The 16,545-nt window shown below is 67.9% G+C and carries 19 protein-coding genes; 10 read left to right on the top strand and 9 right to left on the bottom strand.

Annotated features, from left to right (window positions below; translation table 11 throughout):
• The first annotated feature begins 224 nt into the window (after window positions 1-224).
• From C477_RS06800 to C477_RS06770, 7 genes are all read left to right on the top strand, one after another.
• Window positions 225-707, top strand: a complete 483-nt coding sequence (locus C477_RS06800; RefSeq protein WP_008893716.1) for a deoxyuridine 5'-triphosphate nucleotidohydrolase — start codon at window positions 225-227, stop codon at window positions 705-707.
• Between the two features lie 55 nt (window positions 708-762).
• On the top strand, window positions 763-1,317 hold the full coding sequence (locus C477_RS06795) for a hypothetical protein (RefSeq protein ID WP_049914378.1): 555 nt from the start codon (window positions 763-765) through the stop codon (window positions 1,315-1,317).
• A gap of 79 nt (window positions 1,318-1,396) precedes the next feature.
• On the top strand, window positions 1,397-1,861 hold the full coding sequence (locus C477_RS06790; RefSeq protein WP_008893714.1) for a hypothetical protein: 465 nt from the start codon (window positions 1,397-1,399) through the stop codon (window positions 1,859-1,861).
• 124 nt (window positions 1,862-1,985) lie between these two features.
• Window positions 1,986-2,423, top strand: a complete 438-nt coding sequence (locus C477_RS06785) for a hypothetical protein (protein WP_049914360.1) — start codon at window positions 1,986-1,988, stop codon at window positions 2,421-2,423.
• A gap of 295 nt (window positions 2,424-2,718) precedes the next feature.
• Window positions 2,719-3,618 carry a phosphogluconate dehydrogenase (NAD(+)-dependent, decarboxylating) gene (gene gnd / locus C477_RS06780; RefSeq protein WP_008893712.1) on the top strand — a complete coding sequence of 300 codons (900 nt, stop codon included), beginning with the start codon at window positions 2,719-2,721 and terminating at the stop codon, window positions 3,616-3,618.
• Window positions 3,619-3,810: 192 nt separating this feature from the next.
• A complete protein-coding gene (locus C477_RS06775; RefSeq protein WP_049914358.1) occupies window positions 3,811-4,110 on the top strand; it encodes a HalOD1 output domain-containing protein in 300 nt (99 codons plus the stop codon).
• 118 nt (window positions 4,111-4,228) lie between these two features.
• Window positions 4,229-5,719 carry an HNH endonuclease gene (locus C477_RS06770; protein WP_008893710.1) on the top strand — a complete coding sequence of 497 codons (1,491 nt, stop codon included), beginning with the start codon at window positions 4,229-4,231 and terminating at the stop codon, window positions 5,717-5,719.
• Window positions 5,720-5,746: 27 nt separating this feature from the next.
• Here C477_RS06770 and C477_RS06765 read toward each other — a convergent pair whose 3' ends face one another.
• The 3 genes from C477_RS06765 to C477_RS06755 all read right to left on the bottom strand — a co-directional run bounded on the left by C477_RS06765 (window position 5,747) and on the right by C477_RS06755 (window position 7,890).
• Window positions 5,747-6,100, bottom strand: a complete 354-nt coding sequence (locus C477_RS06765; protein WP_008893709.1) for a hypothetical protein — start codon at window positions 6,098-6,100, stop codon at window positions 5,747-5,749.
• A 52-nt stretch (window positions 6,101-6,152) separates the two neighbouring features.
• Complete coding sequence (locus C477_RS06760) at window positions 6,153-7,400, bottom strand: hypothetical protein (RefSeq protein ID WP_008893708.1); 1,248 nt, start codon at window positions 7,398-7,400, stop codon at window positions 6,153-6,155.
• 301 nt (window positions 7,401-7,701) lie between these two features.
• On the bottom strand, window positions 7,702-7,890 hold the full coding sequence (locus C477_RS06755) for a hypothetical protein (RefSeq protein ID WP_008893707.1): 189 nt from the start codon (window positions 7,888-7,890) through the stop codon (window positions 7,702-7,704).
• Between the two features lie 117 nt (window positions 7,891-8,007).
• Here C477_RS06755 and C477_RS06750 point away from each other — a divergent pair, with 117 nt between their 5' ends.
• Window positions 8,008-8,403, top strand: a complete 396-nt coding sequence (locus tag C477_RS06750; protein WP_008893706.1) for a thiol-disulfide oxidoreductase DCC family protein — start codon at window positions 8,008-8,010, stop codon at window positions 8,401-8,403.
• 60 nt (window positions 8,404-8,463) lie between these two features.
• Here C477_RS06750 and C477_RS06745 read toward each other — a convergent pair whose 3' ends face one another.
• The 4 genes from C477_RS06745 to C477_RS06730 form a co-directional block, all read right to left on the bottom strand.
• A complete protein-coding gene (locus C477_RS06745; RefSeq protein WP_008893705.1) occupies window positions 8,464-9,927 on the bottom strand; it encodes a lipase maturation factor family protein in 1,464 nt (487 codons plus the stop codon).
• A gap of 83 nt (window positions 9,928-10,010) precedes the next feature.
• Complete coding sequence (locus C477_RS06740; RefSeq protein ID WP_008893704.1) at window positions 10,011-11,177, bottom strand: zinc-dependent alcohol dehydrogenase; 1,167 nt, start codon at window positions 11,175-11,177, stop codon at window positions 10,011-10,013.
• Between the two features lie 11 nt (window positions 11,178-11,188).
• Entirely contained in the window at window positions 11,189-11,920 is a 732-nt protein-coding gene (locus C477_RS06735) for an SRPBCC family protein (protein ID WP_008893703.1), read from the bottom strand.
• A gap of 2 nt (window positions 11,921-11,922) precedes the next feature.
• A complete protein-coding gene (locus C477_RS06730; RefSeq protein ID WP_008893702.1) occupies window positions 11,923-12,711 on the bottom strand; it encodes an HpcH/HpaI aldolase family protein in 789 nt (262 codons plus the stop codon).
• 99 nt (window positions 12,712-12,810) lie between these two features.
• Here C477_RS06730 and C477_RS06725 point away from each other — a divergent pair, with 99 nt between their 5' ends.
• Window positions 12,811-13,332: a cupin domain-containing protein gene (locus tag C477_RS06725; RefSeq protein WP_008893701.1), complete on the top strand. Its 522-nt coding sequence runs from the start codon at window positions 12,811-12,813 to the stop codon at window positions 13,330-13,332.
• Between the two features lie 10 nt (window positions 13,333-13,342).
• Here C477_RS06725 and C477_RS06720 read toward each other — a convergent pair whose 3' ends face one another.
• Window positions 13,343-14,557 (bottom strand): MFS transporter, encoded by a 1,215-nt coding sequence (locus C477_RS06720; RefSeq protein WP_008893700.1) that lies wholly within the window; start codon window positions 14,555-14,557, stop codon window positions 13,343-13,345.
• 113 nt (window positions 14,558-14,670) lie between these two features.
• Between C477_RS06720 and C477_RS06715 the strand changes: the two genes are divergently transcribed.
• A complete protein-coding gene (locus tag C477_RS06715; RefSeq protein ID WP_008893699.1) occupies window positions 14,671-15,237 on the top strand; it encodes a TIGR03668 family PPOX class F420-dependent oxidoreductase in 567 nt (188 codons plus the stop codon).
• Here the strand turns inward: C477_RS06715 and C477_RS06710 are convergent.
• Entirely contained in the window at window positions 15,222-16,511 is a 1,290-nt protein-coding gene (locus C477_RS06710; RefSeq protein WP_008893698.1) for an MBL fold metallo-hydrolase, read from the bottom strand. The genes C477_RS06715 and C477_RS06710 overlap by 16 nt on opposite strands.
• Window positions 16,512-16,545 lie beyond the last annotated feature (34 nt).

Below are 16,545 nucleotides of genomic sequence, written 5' to 3'. Positions count from 1 at the left end.
TTTCCGTCGTGATAAATCCAGCGTGTTTCCACGAGCCAGCGCAGGGGTAAGAGGAGCAAACACGACAGTTTTCCCGTAAGTATTGCCGAGCAAGCAGACGGACAACGCGGGGTGCGCGGCCGCGTCCGTCGGGGCCCGATACCGCCCGGCATGGGACGCGTGGCCGTCCCGTACGGGCCGTCCCGAACGGTACGCTTTTCTCCGTCCCGAAGCGTCTGGAGTACATGTTCCGCTCCGGTACGTTCGTCGCCGAGCACGTCTCGCCGACGGCCGCCGATCAGATCCAGCCCAACGGCGTCGACCTCACGCTGGACGTCGTCTTCGAACAGCTCGAGCCGGGTCGAATCGGCCGGGATGGCAAGCAGGTCGGCGACCGCGTCGCCCGCCCCCTCGAGGAGCTCGAGCAGAAGGATCCCGACACCTACTACCTGCCGCAGGGCGCTTACGTCGCCCGCTACGGCGAGCGGATCGAAATTCCGGAGGGCCACATCGGCTTCGTCTACCCTCGCTCGTCGCTGATGCGCAACTCCTGTATGCTGAACACGGCCGTCTGGGACGCCGGCTACGAGGGCCGCGGCGAGGGCCTGTTGCAGGTCCACCACGATATCGAGATCGAACGCGGCGCCCGGATCGCCCAGCTGGTTCTCGCGGAAGCCGACCACGAGGGCGTCTACGACGGGAGTTATCAGGGCGAAGGCCTCGAGTGAATCGATGGCGGCGGCGTGCCGGTTCGCGTATCTGTTTGCGATCNGGCTAGTACCGATGATGGCGACGACGCACGTCTTCGCGGGGCTCGCCGCCGTCGCCCCGGTCGCCTACCTGCTGCCGGAACTGGCGACGCCGCTGGCCGTCGGAGCGATACTCGGCGGACTCGCCCCCGATTTCGACCTCGTCTTCGACCACCGACGGACGTTTCACTTCCCGGTGGCGGGCGCCGCGGTCGCCGTTCTCGCGGTCGCCGTCGCCGTCGCCGTCCCCGGCTCGCTCACGGCTGCGCTCGCTGCCTTCGCCGTCGCCGCGTGGCTCCACGCGGCCAGCGACGCCGCCGGCAGCGGCCCTGAGATGGACCCGTGGAACCACCGACACGACCGAGCCGTCTACGACCACGTCCGCGGCCGGTGGCTCCGACCGCGGCGCTGGATCCGGTACGACGGCGCCCCAGAGGACGCCGCGCTCGCCACCGTCCTCGCGGTGCCCGCGTTGGCGGTCTTCGACGGGCCGATCACCGTCGTCGTTCTCGTCGGCGTCGTCCTCTCGATCGTCTACGCGATCCTCCGGCGACGGCTGGTCGCGTGGCTCCCGGACTGGCTCGAGTGACGGGACTCGTCGCCCGAGTCGACGTCGCGCTCGGTCGCGAGTCGGAACGCTGATACTCCATCCCTCCGAGGCAGTCGGTATGGTTGATGCGTTCCTCGCCCAGACGATTCACCTGATCTTCGCCGGGATCTGGGCCGGCAGCGTCTTCTACGTCGCGTTCGTCGTGTTGCCCCTCGCGCGGGACGGCGCGTTTAACACGACCAAGCCCCTCGAGGCGATTTCCGGGAAACTGACCACTATCTCGCGCGTGAGCGCCCTCGTCTTGCTGCTCACCGGCGGCCACCTCGCCGGCCAGCGCTACACGTCGGAAACGCTCTTCCAGTCGACCAACGGTCACCTGGTGCTCGGGATGGTGGTCCTCTGGGCGCTTCTGGCCGGTCTCGTCGAGATCGGCGCGAAGCGACTCGAGACGGGACTCAACGGGAAGAAACTCCGCGAGCCGGCGGCCAACGCGCTCCCCGTGTACCGGGCGGGGGCGGTCGTCGCCATCGGATTGCTCGTCGTCGGCGGCGCGATCACGTCCAACGCCGCGGCGCTCCTCTGAAGTCCGTCGAACGGCGACCGCCGACCGAACGGGACGGTTCGCGCCGCAATCCTGTCGTTCGGACGCCAACGGAAACCGGACATTCTTGCGAAAGATACTTAATCAGTTACTGTAAGGTACTCCCATGATGATCAGGGGCAAAGAAATGGCGCTGTCGCTGCTGGCGGTCGGAACGGCCGCAGTCGCCGGATACGCACTTCGCTCGGGTCAGCGCACCGATTCGCCGTCGCGATCGAAAGCGAACCTCGGCGCACGAATCATCGGCCGCAACGAGGTTCCCGACGGTGCGACCGTCGTCGACAGCACCTCCCAGCGACTGGGCAAGATTCCGGGCGCGCGACGCGCCATCGACCGCGCAGTCCGCAACGACGCGCGCGAGGAATGGGAACACGTGACAATCGACCGGGACGGTGCCTGGTCCGTCGTCGACACCGTCCGCGGCTCGCTGCCCTACTACAGCGGCTCCGCCGGGGAGTACAACGGCGTCTACGTCCGCCACAACGATCGCATCATCGTCCTCGACGCGATCGGCTGGGCCCGACTCGAGGAGCCGCTGCACTGATCGGCCGGCTGACTCGGGTCACTACACCGGTTGCGAGCGAAACGGGACGCTAGCGGTACGTTGCAGTTCGTTCCTTCTCCGCCGACAGCGTCGGGTAACGATATCAGCGGTCGCACGGAGGCGGTGCCGGCGCGCTTCCATCGAGAGCGACGCTACGTCGCGCGCTCGAGTGAGCGATCGAACGGGAGAACGCGCTCGAACGGGGCCGTCGAAACGCGCACGAGTCGACGCACCGGGAGACGCTACAGCCCGCGAAATCACAACCACTACCTCGCAGCCCCGCCGAGTGGTCCCCATGCAACTGGGCGTAATCGGACTCGGACGCATGGGACAGATCGTCGTCGACCGCACCCTCGAGGCCGGCCACGACGTCGTCGCCTTCGACCTCGATGCGGCGGCCGTCGCGACGGCCGCCGACGCCGGCGCCGAGCCGGCGGAGTCGATCGCCGACCTCGCCGATCGACTCGGCGAGGAGAAACGAATCTGGCTGATGGTGCCCGCCGGGGAGGCCGTCGACGCGACCCTCGAGGAACTCGAGAGTCACCTCGACGGCGACGACGTGGTCGTCGACGGCGGCAACTCCTACTTCGAGGACTCCGTGCGCCGCGCGGAGTCCTGTCCCGCGGCGTATCTGGACTGTGGCACCTCCGGCGGCCCCGCGGGCGCGGAACTCGGCTTCTCGCTGATGATCGGCGGCCCCGAGTGGGCCTACGACGAACTGACGCCGGTCTTCGACGCGGTCGCGACCGGGCCCGACGGCCACGAGCACATGGGACCCGCCGGCTCGGGTCACTACGTGAAGATGATCCACAACGGCGTCGAGTACGCCCTGATGCAGACGTACGGCGAGGGCTTCGAGTTGCTCCACGAGGGCCGCTACGATCTGGACCTCGAGTCGGTCGCGTCGGTCTGGAACAACGGCGCCGTCATCCGATCGTGGCTGCTCGAGCTCTGCGAGGAGGCCTTCCGCGAGGAGGGCAACGACCTCGGAACCGTCGCCGATTGCGTCGAGGGCGGCTCGACCGGCACCTGGACCGTCCAGGAGGCCTTAGAACAGGAGGTGCCGCTTCCCCTGATCTACACGGCGCTCTCCGAACGGTTCGGGTCGCGGGCCGACGACGGTCGCTTCTCGCGGCGCCTCGCGAACCGGCTCCGGTACGGGTTCGGCCGCCACGAGGTCCCGCGACGCGAGTGAGGCGATCGGACGAACGTGGTAACCGGACGGTCGACTCGACGACGCGATCCGACCGTCGCTAACGGTTCGTGCGATCGAGGCCGTCCAGCGACGGTCACGACGTACCGTCTTGTCGAACTGTGATTTTGCCTGGCCCGCGCGGTGCGAAAAATTGAGTCATTTTCTTTACTCCCGGTCCCAACAGAAACAGTCATGAACTCGCAGAACCCGACAGCGGTGCCGGAAGCGGACGAAGATCTGAGTATGGCCGTCATCGAACTCGTCGCCGACGCCTCCGGAATCGATCCGATCGAACTCGATCCGCTCTACAACGTTATCGATCCCGAAGTCATCGACACCCTCTCCTCGAGTTCCGGATTCTCGTCCCTCGAATTCGAGTACGCCGGCCACACCGTCGTCGTCGACGGCACGGGCAGGGAAATCGAGATTTCGCTCGAACCCGTCACGATCGGCTCCGATCGATCCTCCGGCGTTTCCGGACCCTCCCTGTAGGCCGTTTTCGCGGTCGGAGACCGACGTTCGGTCGACGGCCAGTCGCTACGTTCGACTCGTCCGCTCTCGAGAGAGTCCAGACCGTTTATCTCTCGGGAGACCGACCGATAGCGAGTGGATGGGTGAAGACAAACTGAACATCGCCGTTCGGTTCTTCGGCGGTGCGGGGAACTACACGGCCGTCCTCGAGGAGTGCTGTCATTACGTGCTCACCGAGGAGCCGGACCTGTCGGCGCTGCTCGAGTGGGTGAAAGCCAACACGCGGGCGACCAGCGACGCGGGAATTGCCAGACGATTGCAGTTTCTCGAACGGATCGGACTGCTCGCGCTCGAGGAGGAACGGGTCCGGCTCACCGATCGGGGCGTCCGGTGGGTCGCGGAGTCGGACCCCAAGATCCTGTTCGAGGCGCTCGTCGAGAACGTCCGCGGGTTCGAGACGCTTCTCGAGGCGCTGCTCGACGGGCCGAAGACGGACGCCGAACTCGGCGCGGCGATCGCAGCCGACCACTCGACGGTCGAGTGGACCGACCCGTCCGGTCCCGCACAACATCGGGGCTGGCTGCAGAGTCTCGGCTACGTCGAGCGATCGGACGGGCTGAACTCGCTGACCGAGAGCGGCGAGCGACTGGCGCGGCGGGTCGCGTCCGGTCTTCCGGCGCTCGAGCGCGGGACCGAGTACTCGCAGTCGGAACTCGAGGCGGCGTTCGACACGAGTTTCGGCTCCTACATCAAGGGGATCAACCCGCGCACGGACGGCGGCGGAGACCTGGCGTACATCATCGTGAAGGCTCGCGAGGACGGCCCGTATGGCGACGACCTCGAGGGCGAGCGGTTCACCTACATCGGCGAGGGCGTCCCCTCGAAAGGTGATCAGCAGTTGACGCCCGCGAACGGGGCGCTGGTCAATCACGCCGAAGGGGCCGTGGTGCCGGTCTATTTCTTCTATCAGCCGGCGGATGAGGACCGGCTCCGGTACGAGGGGTTGGTCGACATCGTCGACGCCGAGTACGTGACCGATTCGGACGGCGAGCGGCTGGTGTATCGGTTCACGCTGGAACGACTCGAGGTCGACGACCCGGCCGAGTTCGAGGCGCTGGCCGACTCGGTGGTCGGCGACGGCACCGAAACCGGTAGCGTGTCGGCCGAGACCGACGCCGGCGGCGGAGGCGATGCGGACGAACCCGCGCTCACGGCCGACGAGGAGGAGTTCACCGCGACGCAGCGTCGCGTCCGCTCGAGCGCCTTCGCGAAGCGGGTCAAAACCGCCTACGACCGGCGCTGTGCGATCTGTGGCGCGTCCCGCGAGTCGCCCGCCGGAACCGTCGACATCGAGGCGGCCCACATCTACCCGAAGAAGGAGAACGGCCGCGATACCGTCAGGAACGGGCTCGCGCTCTGCCGGCTTCACCACTGGGCGTTCGACGCCGGGTGGCTCGCGGTGACCGACGACTACCGCGTGCTGGTCGCCGACCGTCCCGACCTCGAGGGGTACGAGGAGTTCGCGCGGCTCGAGGGCGAGGAGTTGACGCTTCCCTCGGAAGAAGCGAAACGGCCGCACGCGACGTTCCTGGCCGCCCACCGGGAGCGACACGGGTTCGAATCGCCGTAGGACCGCCGGCGAGAGACGCGTCCGGGCTCAGTAGCCGCCCCGTACCTTGTCGATCTGACACTGGACGCAGAGGTCGTCGGGGAAACAGGAGACGCTGTCGTGCGGACAGTCGTGGTCTTCGACCTGCACCGACTGCCGGCGTTTCTCCCGTCGCCAGACGCGCTCCCAGTCGTCGATCTCCATGTCGGCGGAGGTAAACACGACGGAGCCGTCGCCGGCGACGATCTTCGCCGCCGTGACCGCGTGCTGGCGTTCCTTGACGCGCTCGATCGCGTCCTCGTAGGACGAACAGCGGATCTCTTCGGTTCCCGACCGGTCGTCCAAGAGCCGCACCGTGATCGAGCCGTCGTACTCCTCCGTCGGCTCCAGCCCGTGGGTCATGGTTGATACTATCCGAACGGGGTGAAAAATGGCGGGGAAGGACCCCTCGCGTTCAGACCGGCTCGCGAAGCGCCCAGACGTCCTCGAGTGGCTCGAGGCGGTGCGGTTCGGCGCCGCGTTCGGTCAGGATCCCGGTGTGGTACAGCATCGCTTTCAGCTGGAAGACGGTCGGCGCGTGGTAGACGGTGCCGTCCGCGAGCACCTCGCGCCGCAACTCGCCGTCCTCGGTCAGCGCCCGCCGCCGAACGTCGTCGTCTCCTCGGAGGAACAGTTCCACCGCGAAGGTCGGCCGCACTTCGTGCAGGTGCGTGAGGAAATCGACGAGCGACGGCTCGGGTTGCCAGTCGTCGTGCATGGCCTGGAGTTCCGCGACGAGCAACTCGGTCGCCGGATACTCGAAGACGACGCGGCGGGCGAGTTGCCCCCAGCCGGGCGCGAGGTCGACGAACCGTTTCCGTGATCGATACCAGTCCTCGAACTCCGTGAGGGCCGCCTCCACGGAGCCACACCGTCCAGTCGCGAACCGCACCACTTCCTGGCCGAGCGAGGTCAGTTCGACGCCGCGCGGCCTGTCCTCGATCAGTCCCAGGAACGCGGCCCCCTGTCTGGCGCTGTCGACGGCGCCGACGACCTTGTACTCAGACAGCAGGGTTGCCGTGTCGCCGTCGGCGTAGTGAGCCAGCGGGTAGCCGAGGTAGTTCTTCGGATGGTTCAGCCCGAACGACTTGTCCGCCACGCCCTGCGCGCCGGCCTGAAACCGCAGCGCCGTCGCCTCGCTCGAGGTCCGATTACCGACGATTCGGGGCACCTCGAGCGCCTCGACGTCGCCGGCGGCGTCGACGCCCAGCACGCCGACGTTCAGCTCCCGGGCCAGCGTCCGATCGGTTTCCGAGATCGCCGCCGCCGGCGCCGCGAGGTACGCCGCGTTGGCCTCGTGGAGTCGGTCGTAGGCCTGTACGATGCCGCGTTGGGTGTCCACGCCGCCGCTGGCGTACCCCTTCGCCTCGATGGCGATCAGCGGCGGTTCCTCGCCCAGCCGTTCGACAGCGAGCAGGTCCGACTCGAGGTCGCGAACGCCCACGAGATCCGGGTAGCCGCCGCCGATCCGCACGTGGTTGAACGGCGCCAGCCGGTCCAGGATCGCCGGCTCGATGGGGTGTCCGGGCAGCCACTCGTCCTGCGAGAACTGCGTGTCGGCCACGACGTACGATCGCTCTGCGCCCCCCTCGGTCGGAAAGAGCCGCCGCTTGGTGTGGGCCAGCACCTGCGGTTCGGAGAGGGTTCCGGCCGCGCTACTCATGGGTCACGTTTCGTCAGTGCCGTCAATAATGTTCCGGCGGAGTGATGGATCGACAGCCGCGATAGTACTGCCGACTCGGGGATCCACCGCCGGGCGGGGCTGAAAGGGGCTGAGCCGCTCGGCTAGCGGCCGAGCGGCTCAGGGGCTTTCGGCGGGACTGAAAGGGGCGAGGGCTCTCGAGGAAGGCGGGCGACGCAAGGACCGGAACCGAACGAAGTGAGGTGAGGACCGCAGCAAGCCCTCCGACTCGGGAGTCCTCGGGGCTTTCGAGGCGTTCCCGCGAACGTACCCGCGTTCGATGCTACTCGACACTGAACGCACCGGACTCGAGTTCGCTGAAGATCCCGGCCATAACGCCGACGAACCCCAGAATCGCGAGCACGATGCCGACGAGCCACTGCGGCGAGCCCCGCGCGAACAGGTCGACGAGCCAGAGCGCGCCGACGAGGACGAGGCCGCCGGCGACGATCAGTCGGACGAACCGCTCCATACGCTCGCGTTCACCGTCCCGGCTCAAGTATCCGGCCGTTCGACGGCCCGGCCTCGCGTGCCGTCCCGGCGGCGAATCCGAGTCAGCGGTTTGTGTCTCGAGCCCGTACCGCTAGCTATGCTCGAGCCGACCCTCGTCTACGACGACGACTGCGGTTTCTGTACCTGGTGGGCCGACTACTTCGACGAGCGGACGGACCTTCGTATCGTGGGCTTTAGCGACCTGCCGGACCACCCCGAACTCCGCGAGCGGTTGCCCGAGTACTACGAGGAGTGCTCCCATCTCGTGACCGAAACCCGCGTCTACTCCTGCGGGGCGTCGATCGAGGAGGCGCTGCGCCGGTACGACAGCGGCGGCCCCGTCGCCGAGACCCTCGGATTCCTCCGGAACTTCGAGGACTACGCGCGGATCCGCGAGTGGGGCTACCGACAGGTGGCGGACAACCGCGACAAGTGGGGCCAGTTACTGTCGAAGACGCCGCCGGCGCGCCAGCAGTCGGACGACGAGCGGTAAGCCGGCCGACGAACACTCGAGCGGGCAACTTCGGTCTCAGCCCGCATGGAGTCCCGCCGCTCACAGCCCCGGCCCGCGGAGCCGCAGTTCCTCGAGCGACGCGGGCGCGACGTAGGTGCCGACGCGCTCGCGTTCCCACCACCGGCCGGTCTCGTCGCGCTCCTCGGGCGTCGTGAACCGATACCGGTACCGGACCGCGCGAATATGCGTCGGCGACTCCTCGCGCCCGGCGAAGGGGTCCGCGGCCAGTAACGCCCGCGTTTCGTCGTCCTCCTCGAGCAGTTTTGCCAGCAACCGGTGAAACCACGGGTGGCGACGCGGCGAGGGCGCCATGGCGGCGAACCACAGCTGCCAGTCCAGCCGGAGGTGATAGGGCGCGATCTGGGGCGGCCGCCGCTCGAGGTCGGTCGGCTTCCCCTTGAACCGGTAGGGCACCCACTCGGTCTCCTCAGTTACTTCTTCGTCGCTGGTACCCTCGATGACGATCTCGTAGCGATCCCGCGTGATCGAGCCGAACGCGCCGTAGGTGTTGACGAGGTGGAACGGATCGTATGCGGTGTTCATCGTCTGGCTCTCCGAGAGCATGTTCTCGAGCGGCCGGATGCTCATCGCGACCACGACGATCGCGACCAGGATCGCCGCGCCCTCGAGGTAGAGCGGCGTCGCGACGGTCTCGGGCGCCGTCACGGGTAGCGCCCACTCGAGGGCGCCGTCGCTGAACGTCGCGATCGCCAGCACGATCGTCAGCGCGTTCAGCCACGCGAAGTTGCCGGTGAGCATCAGCCAGCCCATGAACCCGATCGTGACGGCGCCGGCCAGCGACGAGGCCGGCTGGGGCGCGAAGTAGAGGAACGGAATCAGCAGTTCGACGACGTGGTTCCCGAACGTCTCGAACCGGTGGAATCGATCCGGGAGGTGGTGGGCGAACCAGCTCAGCGGGTTCGGAATCGGCTGGGTCTCGTAGTGGTAGTCCATGCTGGAGAGGTCGCGCCAGCAGTCGTCCCCGCGGAGTTTGATCAGGCCCGCGCCGAACATGTTGCGGAAGAGCACCCACTGTAAGAGCAAGAGGATGACGACCGGCGGTGCCACCGCGCCGGCGCCGAGGAAGATCGCGAGAAAGCCCGTCTCGAGCAGCATCGACTCCCAGCCGTAGCCGTAGAAGGTCTGCCCGGCGTTGACGAACGATTGATAGAGCAGCCACACGACGGCCCAGAGCGCCATCGAAACGGGCGTCGGATAGGGCTCTGGCAGCCAGTAGGGCAGCCCGATCAGCGCCAGCGCCGAGAGGACGACGCCGGACCACGCGACAACGGCGATCGCCCGATCGCTCGGGACGAAGTAGAAGAGGCTCGGCCGCTCGCGGAAGTCGTCGCCTTCGGCGTACCACTCGAGGGGTAACAGGCCGTCCTCGCCGGCCAGCGGCCGGAACTGGAACGCGGCGACGAGAAACGCCAGCAGATACAGCAACGCCAGCCCTCGCTGGAAGCAGAAGCGAACGAGCCAGAACGCCTCGCCGTGGAACATAGTCGGCCCTCAGTCCGCGAAGCGCCAAAGGAGTGACGCGTTCCGCGTCGAACGGACGGGCGCGAACGGATCGCCGCCCCCTGCTACGGCGTCATGACGACCTTGATACAGTCGTCCTCCTTGTCGTTGAACGTCTGGTACATCTCCGGCCCGTCCTCGAGGCCGACCTGGTGGGAGATGATGAAGGAGGGGTCGATCTCGCCCTCCTCGATCTTCCCCAGCAGCGGGTCGAGGTAGCGCTGCATGTGCGTCTGCCCCGTCTTGACAGTCAGCGCCTTGTTCATCAGCGGGCCGAAGGGGACGTTCGCGCGCCCGAGGTAGACGCCGGGAACCGAGAGGGTGCCGCCCTTCCGGCAGCACTTGATCGCCTCACGGAGCACGTACGGGCGGTCGTCCTGCAGTTTCGCGCCCTCCTTGACCCGGTCGGAGACGCCGTCGAGGCCCGTCCCGTGGGCCTCCGTCCCGACCGCGTCGATACAGCGGTCCGGGCCGCGGCCGCCGGTCATCGACATCAACTGGTCGTAGACGTCTGCGTGCTCGTAGTTGATCGTCTCCGCGTCGCCGTGTTCGCCCGCCATCTCGAGGCGTTCGGGCACGCGGTCGATGGCGATCACCTGATTCGCGCCCATCATCTGTGCGCTCTGGACGGCGAACTGGCCGACCGGACCACAACCCCAGACGGCGACGGTGTCCTCCGGTTCGATATCGGCGTTCTCGGCGGCCATGTAGCCCGTCGGGAAGACGTCGGAGAGGAACAGCACCTGCTCGTCGGGAATGTCCGACTCGATTTTGATCGGGCCGACGTCGGCATAGGGAACCCGCAGGAACTCCGCCTGTCCCCCGGCGTAGCCGCCCAGCAGGTGGGAGTAGCCGAACAGGCCGGCCGGCGACTGGCCCATCATCTTGCGGGCCATCTCGGCGTTGGGATTCGAGTTGTCACACAGCGAGTAGAGCTCCTCCTCGCAGAACCAACAGGAGCCACAGCTGATCGTGAACGGGACGACGACCCGGTCGCCGACCTCGAGGTTCTCGACCTGGTCGCCGGTCTCGACGACTTCGCCCATCGGCTCGTGGCCGAGGACGTCGCCCTCGCGCATCCCCGGCATCCTGTCGTTGTAGAGGTGGAGATCGGAGCCACAGATCGCGGTGGCCGTGATCTCGACGATCGCGTCGGTCGGCTCCACGATCTCGGGCCGGGGAACCTCGCTGACTCGAACGTCCTTTTCGCCGTGCCACGTGAGCGCTCGCATCGTTTCGTCAGTCATAGCAGATCACCCCGTCCGCGAGCGGACGGTCTGTGTTCGGTCGTCGGCACCGTGCCCGTCTCCGCGAGACTCTTGAAGCGGTCCAGCGCCGTCCCGACGAGCGACTCGGGGACAACGTCGAGTCGCTCCGCGGCCGCGCTGCCGGCCGTCCCGCCCGGCGGGTCGAAGCGGACCTCGAGGGTCACCGTCGTCCCGCGGTCGCCCGGCGCCGGATCGAACGACAGCGACCAGGAGTCGAACAGCGCGCCGATCGATTCGTCGTCGACCGTCTCCCAGCGGAGCCGCTCGCCGGACTCGTCGGCCGCGATCTCCATCTCCCACGACAGCTCCCGGGCGAGCGGGCCGCCCGCGCTCCACCGGTAGCGGTCGTCGCCGACCGCGGAGACGTCGGCGAAGTGGCCGACGATGCGCGCCAAGCTCTCGGGGTCGCGCGCGAGGTCGGACAGTTCGTCGGCCGGTTTGTCGATCGTGATGGAGCGTTCGACCGGCTCCATCTCGCCGGCGTCGGTCAGGTAGTCGCTGAGCGTTCGGTAGGAGAGTGCGCCGCCGACGAGCGCGAGTACTGTCCCGCCCAGCGAGCGGCGCCGGAGGCCGAACACGACGAGGGCACCACCGAGGGCGACGGTACCCGCTCGTTTCCACCGGGATCGGTTCGGTTCCGCGGACGCTCCCGGGTGCATCGAGTTCGGTACGTCCTCGACCGCCGAATCGAACGAGTGTTCGGACATGATCAGGTACCTCCGTATTCGTTCAGCCACGAGCGCACGGCGCCGCCCAGCGCCCCGGTCGTACTCCCCAGATTGAGGATCTGGTAGCCCGACTCAGCTTTCTCGTTGACGTCGTCCATCCCGAAGCCGAGTCCGCCAAGCGGAACCTCGGCCTCGAGGGCCGCCTCTCGAATCTCCTCGATTCGCTCCTCGACCTCGTCGTGGGTCGGCTCGCCGGGGTGGCCCAGCGACACCGCGAGGTCGAGCGGGCCGGCGAAGACGAACCCCAGTCCCGGCACCTCGAGGATCTCCTCGATGTTGTCGACCGCGGTCGGGTTCTCGATCGTCACGCCGACGACGATCTCCTCGTCCTCGGTGCCCGCGTAGTCGTCGGTCGTCCCCCACCGACTCGCGCGGGGGCTCGCGAAGCCGCGCTTGCCGGGGTCGCCGTCGTACTCGAACCGCGAGGCCTCGACGGCGCGGCGCACCTCGTCGGCGGACTCGATCCGCGAGACGAACAGCGACCGGACGCCGGCGTCGAGCGTCTTCCGGACCATCCCGGGGTCGGGTTCCGGTAATCGGACGAGCAGTTCCGTCCCCGTCACGTTCGCGGCCCGAGTCAGCTCCTCGAGTCGGTCCCCGTCGAACGGGCTCGGCCCGGCATGCTCGAGGTCGATCCAGACGAAATCGAGGCCGAGTTCGCCGTAGAACTCGACCAGCGTCGGACCGTACGCGTTCTCGAGGACGCCGAGCGCGACGTCGCCGTCCGCGAGCGTCTGCTGTAGGAGATTGGTTCGTGGCGAGGTCGCCATAGGCCATCGACACGAACCGAATGGATAAAGCTTCGCGCTGAATTAGAAGTCCCGCTCCGCTCTCGAACGGTTTTGTTCTGACGCGTTGAACGGCGGCCCATGCGACACCTCGCGATCGACGACGTCGACTCCGATCCGTACGACGAGGAGCTCCACACCGATCGCCGCGCCCTCGCCGACCCCCTCGGGACGAACCACCTCGCGATCACGCGCTACGTCCTCGAGCCCGGCGAGCGGTTCAGCGGATCCGTCCACGCTCACGCGGATCAGGAGGAGGTGTTCGTCGTCCTCGAGGGGGAGGCGACGTTTGAGACGCGGGCTGAACCGAGCGAGGAAAGAGCCGATCCCGTCGACGAGGTGACAGTAACCGAAGGTGAGGTTATCAGGTTCGCTCCCGGAGAGTTCCAGTCGGGACGCAACGCCAGTGACGAGCGCGTCGTCGCGCTGGCGCTGGGTGCGCCGCGGGACAGCGAGGACGTTCGCATCGCCAGAATTCCCGCCCTCAACGACAGGAATATCGCGTGTCCCGACTGCGAGTGCGATCACATGCGGATCTCGAGAACCGATGAAACGGACTTCGAGTGTCCACAGTGTGGGGCGACGCTGGTGCTCGAGGAGTGAGGACTCGGGCTCAGTGAGCGAGGCACTGCAGAGTGGCGCCCGCGAGGACCACGACGAGCGCGCCGGCCGCGAGGACGGCCAGTCCGGGGACGAACGAGCCGGTCGCGTCGCGTAACGCTCCGACGAGCATCGGGCCGAAGAAGCCCCCGATCTCCCCGACGGCGAAGATGAAGCCAACCGCGGTGCCGGTCAGGCGAGCGCCGATCCCCTCGAGGTCCGGCGGAATCGCGCGGACGAGCGGCGAGATGCCGCCGACGCCGATCCCGGTGACGACGATGCCAACGAGGACCAGCGGGCCGGTACCGCCGACGATCACGCCGGCGACGCCGACGAACGCGACGGCACCGCAGGCCATCAGCGCGGGCCGCCGGAGTCCGTACCGGTCGGCCAGCTCCGGGACGGTGAGCACGCCGACGACGTAAGACGCTACCAGCAGGCTCGTGGTTTGGCCGGCCGGACCGGCCGCGAGCCCCCGGGACTCGAGCAGCGTCGGGAGCCACCCCTGCAGGCCGTGGTTCAAGAGCAGGTACATCGTCCCGATGACGACGACCAGCTGGAGTTCGCGGTGGGAAAGGACCAGCCGGAGGTCCTCGCGAATCGACTCGAGGGAGAAGCCGCCGTCGCCGTCCATCCGCTCGTCGATTCCCGCCAGGAGGGTGACGACCAGCCAGACGAGCCCGTAGGCGACGGCGACGACGCCGCTCCAGAAGAACAGCGGCCGCCAGCCGCCGAGCCACGGCCCCAAGATCGGCCGTCCGACGGCGAAGACGAGCGCCGAACCCGTCGACGCGCCCACGAGGTAAACGGCCGACGGGCGGCCGGTCCTCTCGGGCGGGAACAACACGCCGACCAGTTTCGGGAGGCCGAAGGTGATCGCCGTGGCACCGACGCCGAGCAGCAGCGTCACGACGAACAGCGACGGAAAGCCGGGCGCGAAACTCCGGGCGATCTGTGCGATCCCGTAGATCAGCACGCCCGCCGCGAGGCTCCGACCGGGCCCGATCCGGTCGACGGCGACGCCGGAGAACAGCGCCAGCGGGATGTAGGTCAGCGGCACCGCGCCCGTGAGAATCCCCGCCTGCGTGCTCGAGAGCCCCACGTCGTCGATGATCACCGACAGGTACGCCGGCAGCGAGAACCAGACGAACATCAGGCAGGTGTAGCTCAGCGCTCCGAACGCGACGAGTCCGTACTCCCGACGATAGCCGGCGCTCGAGCGACTCATTCGGACGAAGTGAGTGTCGGGCCACTCGAGTAGTTTGCTCTTCCGGTGGATAGCCCCGGGTTCGGGCGACGGGCGCCACCGACCGTTTTCCCCGTCGGCGCCGTTCGTTCGGTATGACGCCCGAAGAGCGAGCCGTCCTCGAGCGCGCCCGCGTCGCGACGCTGGCGACGGCCGACGGCGACGGTCGTCCCCACGCGGTCCCGATCTGCTACGCGGTGCTCGACCGCGAGGACGCCGGCGGCGACTCGACGTCCGACTCCGGTCACGACCTCCGACTCGTCTCGGCGATCGACGAGAAACCGAAGTCGACTCGCGACCTCCGGCGCGTCCGCGACGTACGGGCGAACCCGCACGCGACCGTGCTCGTCGACTACTACAGCGAGGACTGGTCTCGGCTCGCGTGGGTTCAGGTCCGAGGCCGCGCTCGCGTCGTCCCGCCCGACGGGGACGCCGAGGCGGGCGACGCAGAACGACGGACGGACGCGAGCAGCCACGACGCCGCCGTCGCCGCCCTCGAGTCGAAGTACGACCAGTACGCCGGCCACGACCTGTCAGAGCGCGCGGTCATCGAGATACGCGTCGTGCGGACGCTCTCGTGGGGAGCGCTCGAGGAGTACGCGGAGGGCGGCGAGGACGCGGCGGACGGTCGTAGCGCAGCGGAAGACTACGATGCGGAGTGAGGCGACACCGAGACGGTATCGCCGCGCTCGGGCGCCGTCGCGTCGAATCCGTCCGACCGCAGTTCCTCGGCGAACGCCTCGCAGCGGTCGCCGTGGTTGATCAATACCTCGTCGTCCCGATACGAGGCGAGGAACCCGAGGATCCCGTCCCGGTCCGCGTGCGCGGAGAAGTCGTACTGTTCGACCCGGGCGCTGATCGGCATCCGGCGGCCGTCGATCTCGGCGCTCCCGGTTTCGAGGAGGTCGCGGCCGGGGGTGCCCTCGACCTGGTAGCCGGTCATCGCGATCTTGTTCATCGGATTCGCCCGGATTTCCGGAATATAGGTCATGGCAGGGCCACCGGACAACATCCCGCTGGTGGTGATGATCGCGGCTTTCTGGTCGGTGATGCGCTTTCGCTGACCGTTTCGGCCGGTGACGAACCGCGCGTGGGAGATCGCCCGCCGGAACGCGTCGGCGTCGCGGACGAAGTCGGGGTACTGGCGCAGCATCTCGGTCACTCGCTTGCCCATCCCGTCGACGTAACAGGGAATGTCGTGTGCGTCGCAGACCAGCATCAGCTCCTGGGTGCGGCCGATCGCGAACGCGGGGACGACGACCGTGCCGCCCTCCCAGAGGGTCGTCTGCACGCTCTCGGCGAATCGCTCCTCGACGACGGCCCGGTCGTCGTGTTCGACGTCGGAGTAGGTGCTCTCACAGAGAACGACGTCGGCGTCGGGCCGCGCGGTCGTTCCCGAAACGAGCCGCTGGCCGCGCGGGGACGTCGTCTCAGCCGCGTCGCCCCGATGATCGTCGACGTGGAAATCGCCCGTGTAGAGCAGACGCGTCTCGCCGTCGTCGACGAGGACGTGCGCGCTCCCCGGGATGTGGCCCGCGTTGTAGAACGTCACCTCGTGGCCGGCCGCCTCGAACGTCTCCCGGTAGCCGTGGGTCTGCGAGACCTGCGTGACGCGCTGGACGTCCGTCTCGGTGAACGGACACTGCATCGTTCCGCCGTGGAGGTTCAGCGTGTCCTGAGCGAGCGTCAGCGTCAGTTCGTACGTCGGAGGCGTCCAGTGGATCGGCGGCCGCGCGTCGCCCGAGAGCAGCGCCGGTACGGCGCCGACGTGATCGAGATGGCCGTGGGAGACGACGACCGCCTCGGGCGTCGGCGTCTCGACGGGAAACTGCGGCGGGTTCGCCGTCAGCATCCCGAAATCGAGCAGCAGGGCGTCGTTCACGAGGATCGCGCTGCGACCCACCTCGCGAGCGCCGCCGAGAAATCGAAGCTCCATCGTTCGCACTGCGGCCTCGAGTCGAATAAGGGGT

Source organism: Haloterrigena salina JCM 13891, from assembly GCF_000337495.1.
GTDB classification, from domain to species: Archaea; Halobacteriota; Halobacteria; order Halobacteriales; family Natrialbaceae; genus Haloterrigena; species Haloterrigena salina.
Note: the sequence above shows the minus strand (reverse complement) of the source record. Positions and strands in the feature narration are given on the sequence as shown.

Excerpts from the sequence above, each read along its gene's own strand:
- C477_RS06800 (WP_008893716.1), top strand. The coding sequence starts at position 225 with ATGTTCCGCTCCGGTACGTTCGTCGCCGAGCACGTCTCGCCGACGGCC.
- C477_RS06795 (WP_049914378.1), top strand. The coding sequence starts at position 763 with ATGATGGCGACGACGCACGTCTTCGCGGGGCTCGCCGCCGTCGCCCCG.
- C477_RS06790 (WP_008893714.1), top strand. The coding sequence starts at position 1,397 with ATGGTTGATGCGTTCCTCGCCCAGACGATTCACCTGATCTTCGCCGGG.
- C477_RS06785 (WP_049914360.1), top strand. The coding sequence starts at position 1,986 with ATGATGATCAGGGGCAAAGAAATGGCGCTGTCGCTGCTGGCGGTCGGA.
- gnd (WP_008893712.1), top strand. The coding sequence starts at position 2,719 with ATGCAACTGGGCGTAATCGGACTCGGACGCATGGGACAGATCGTCGTC.
- C477_RS06775 (WP_049914358.1), top strand. The coding sequence starts at position 3,811 with ATGAACTCGCAGAACCCGACAGCGGTGCCGGAAGCGGACGAAGATCTG.
- C477_RS06770 (WP_008893710.1), top strand. The coding sequence starts at position 4,229 with ATGGGTGAAGACAAACTGAACATCGCCGTTCGGTTCTTCGGCGGTGCG.
- C477_RS06765 (WP_008893709.1), bottom strand. The coding sequence starts at position 6,100 with ATGACCCACGGGCTGGAGCCGACGGAGGAGTACGACGGCTCGATCACG.
- C477_RS06760 (WP_008893708.1), bottom strand. The coding sequence starts at position 7,400 with ATGAGTAGCGCGGCCGGAACCCTCTCCGAACCGCAGGTGCTGGCCCAC.
- C477_RS06755 (WP_008893707.1), bottom strand. The coding sequence starts at position 7,890 with ATGGAGCGGTTCGTCCGACTGATCGTCGCCGGCGGCCTCGTCCTCGTC.
- C477_RS06750 (WP_008893706.1), top strand. The coding sequence starts at position 8,008 with ATGCTCGAGCCGACCCTCGTCTACGACGACGACTGCGGTTTCTGTACC.
- C477_RS06745 (WP_008893705.1), bottom strand. The coding sequence starts at position 9,927 with ATGTTCCACGGCGAGGCGTTCTGGCTCGTTCGCTTCTGCTTCCAGCGA.
- C477_RS06740 (WP_008893704.1), bottom strand. The coding sequence starts at position 11,177 with ATGCGAGCGCTCACGTGGCACGGCGAAAAGGACGTTCGAGTCAGCGAG.
- C477_RS06735 (WP_008893703.1), bottom strand. The coding sequence starts at position 11,920 with ATGTCCGAACACTCGTTCGATTCGGCGGTCGAGGACGTACCGAACTCG.
- C477_RS06730 (WP_008893702.1), bottom strand. The coding sequence starts at position 12,711 with ATGGCGACCTCGCCACGAACCAATCTCCTACAGCAGACGCTCGCGGAC.
- C477_RS06725 (WP_008893701.1), top strand. The coding sequence starts at position 12,811 with ATGCGACACCTCGCGATCGACGACGTCGACTCCGATCCGTACGACGAG.
- C477_RS06720 (WP_008893700.1), bottom strand. The coding sequence starts at position 14,557 with ATGAGTCGCTCGAGCGCCGGCTATCGTCGGGAGTACGGACTCGTCGCG.
- C477_RS06715 (WP_008893699.1), top strand. The coding sequence starts at position 14,671 with ATGACGCCCGAAGAGCGAGCCGTCCTCGAGCGCGCCCGCGTCGCGACG.
- C477_RS06710 (WP_008893698.1), bottom strand. The coding sequence starts at position 16,511 with ATGGAGCTTCGATTTCTCGGCGGCGCTCGCGAGGTGGGTCGCAGCGCG.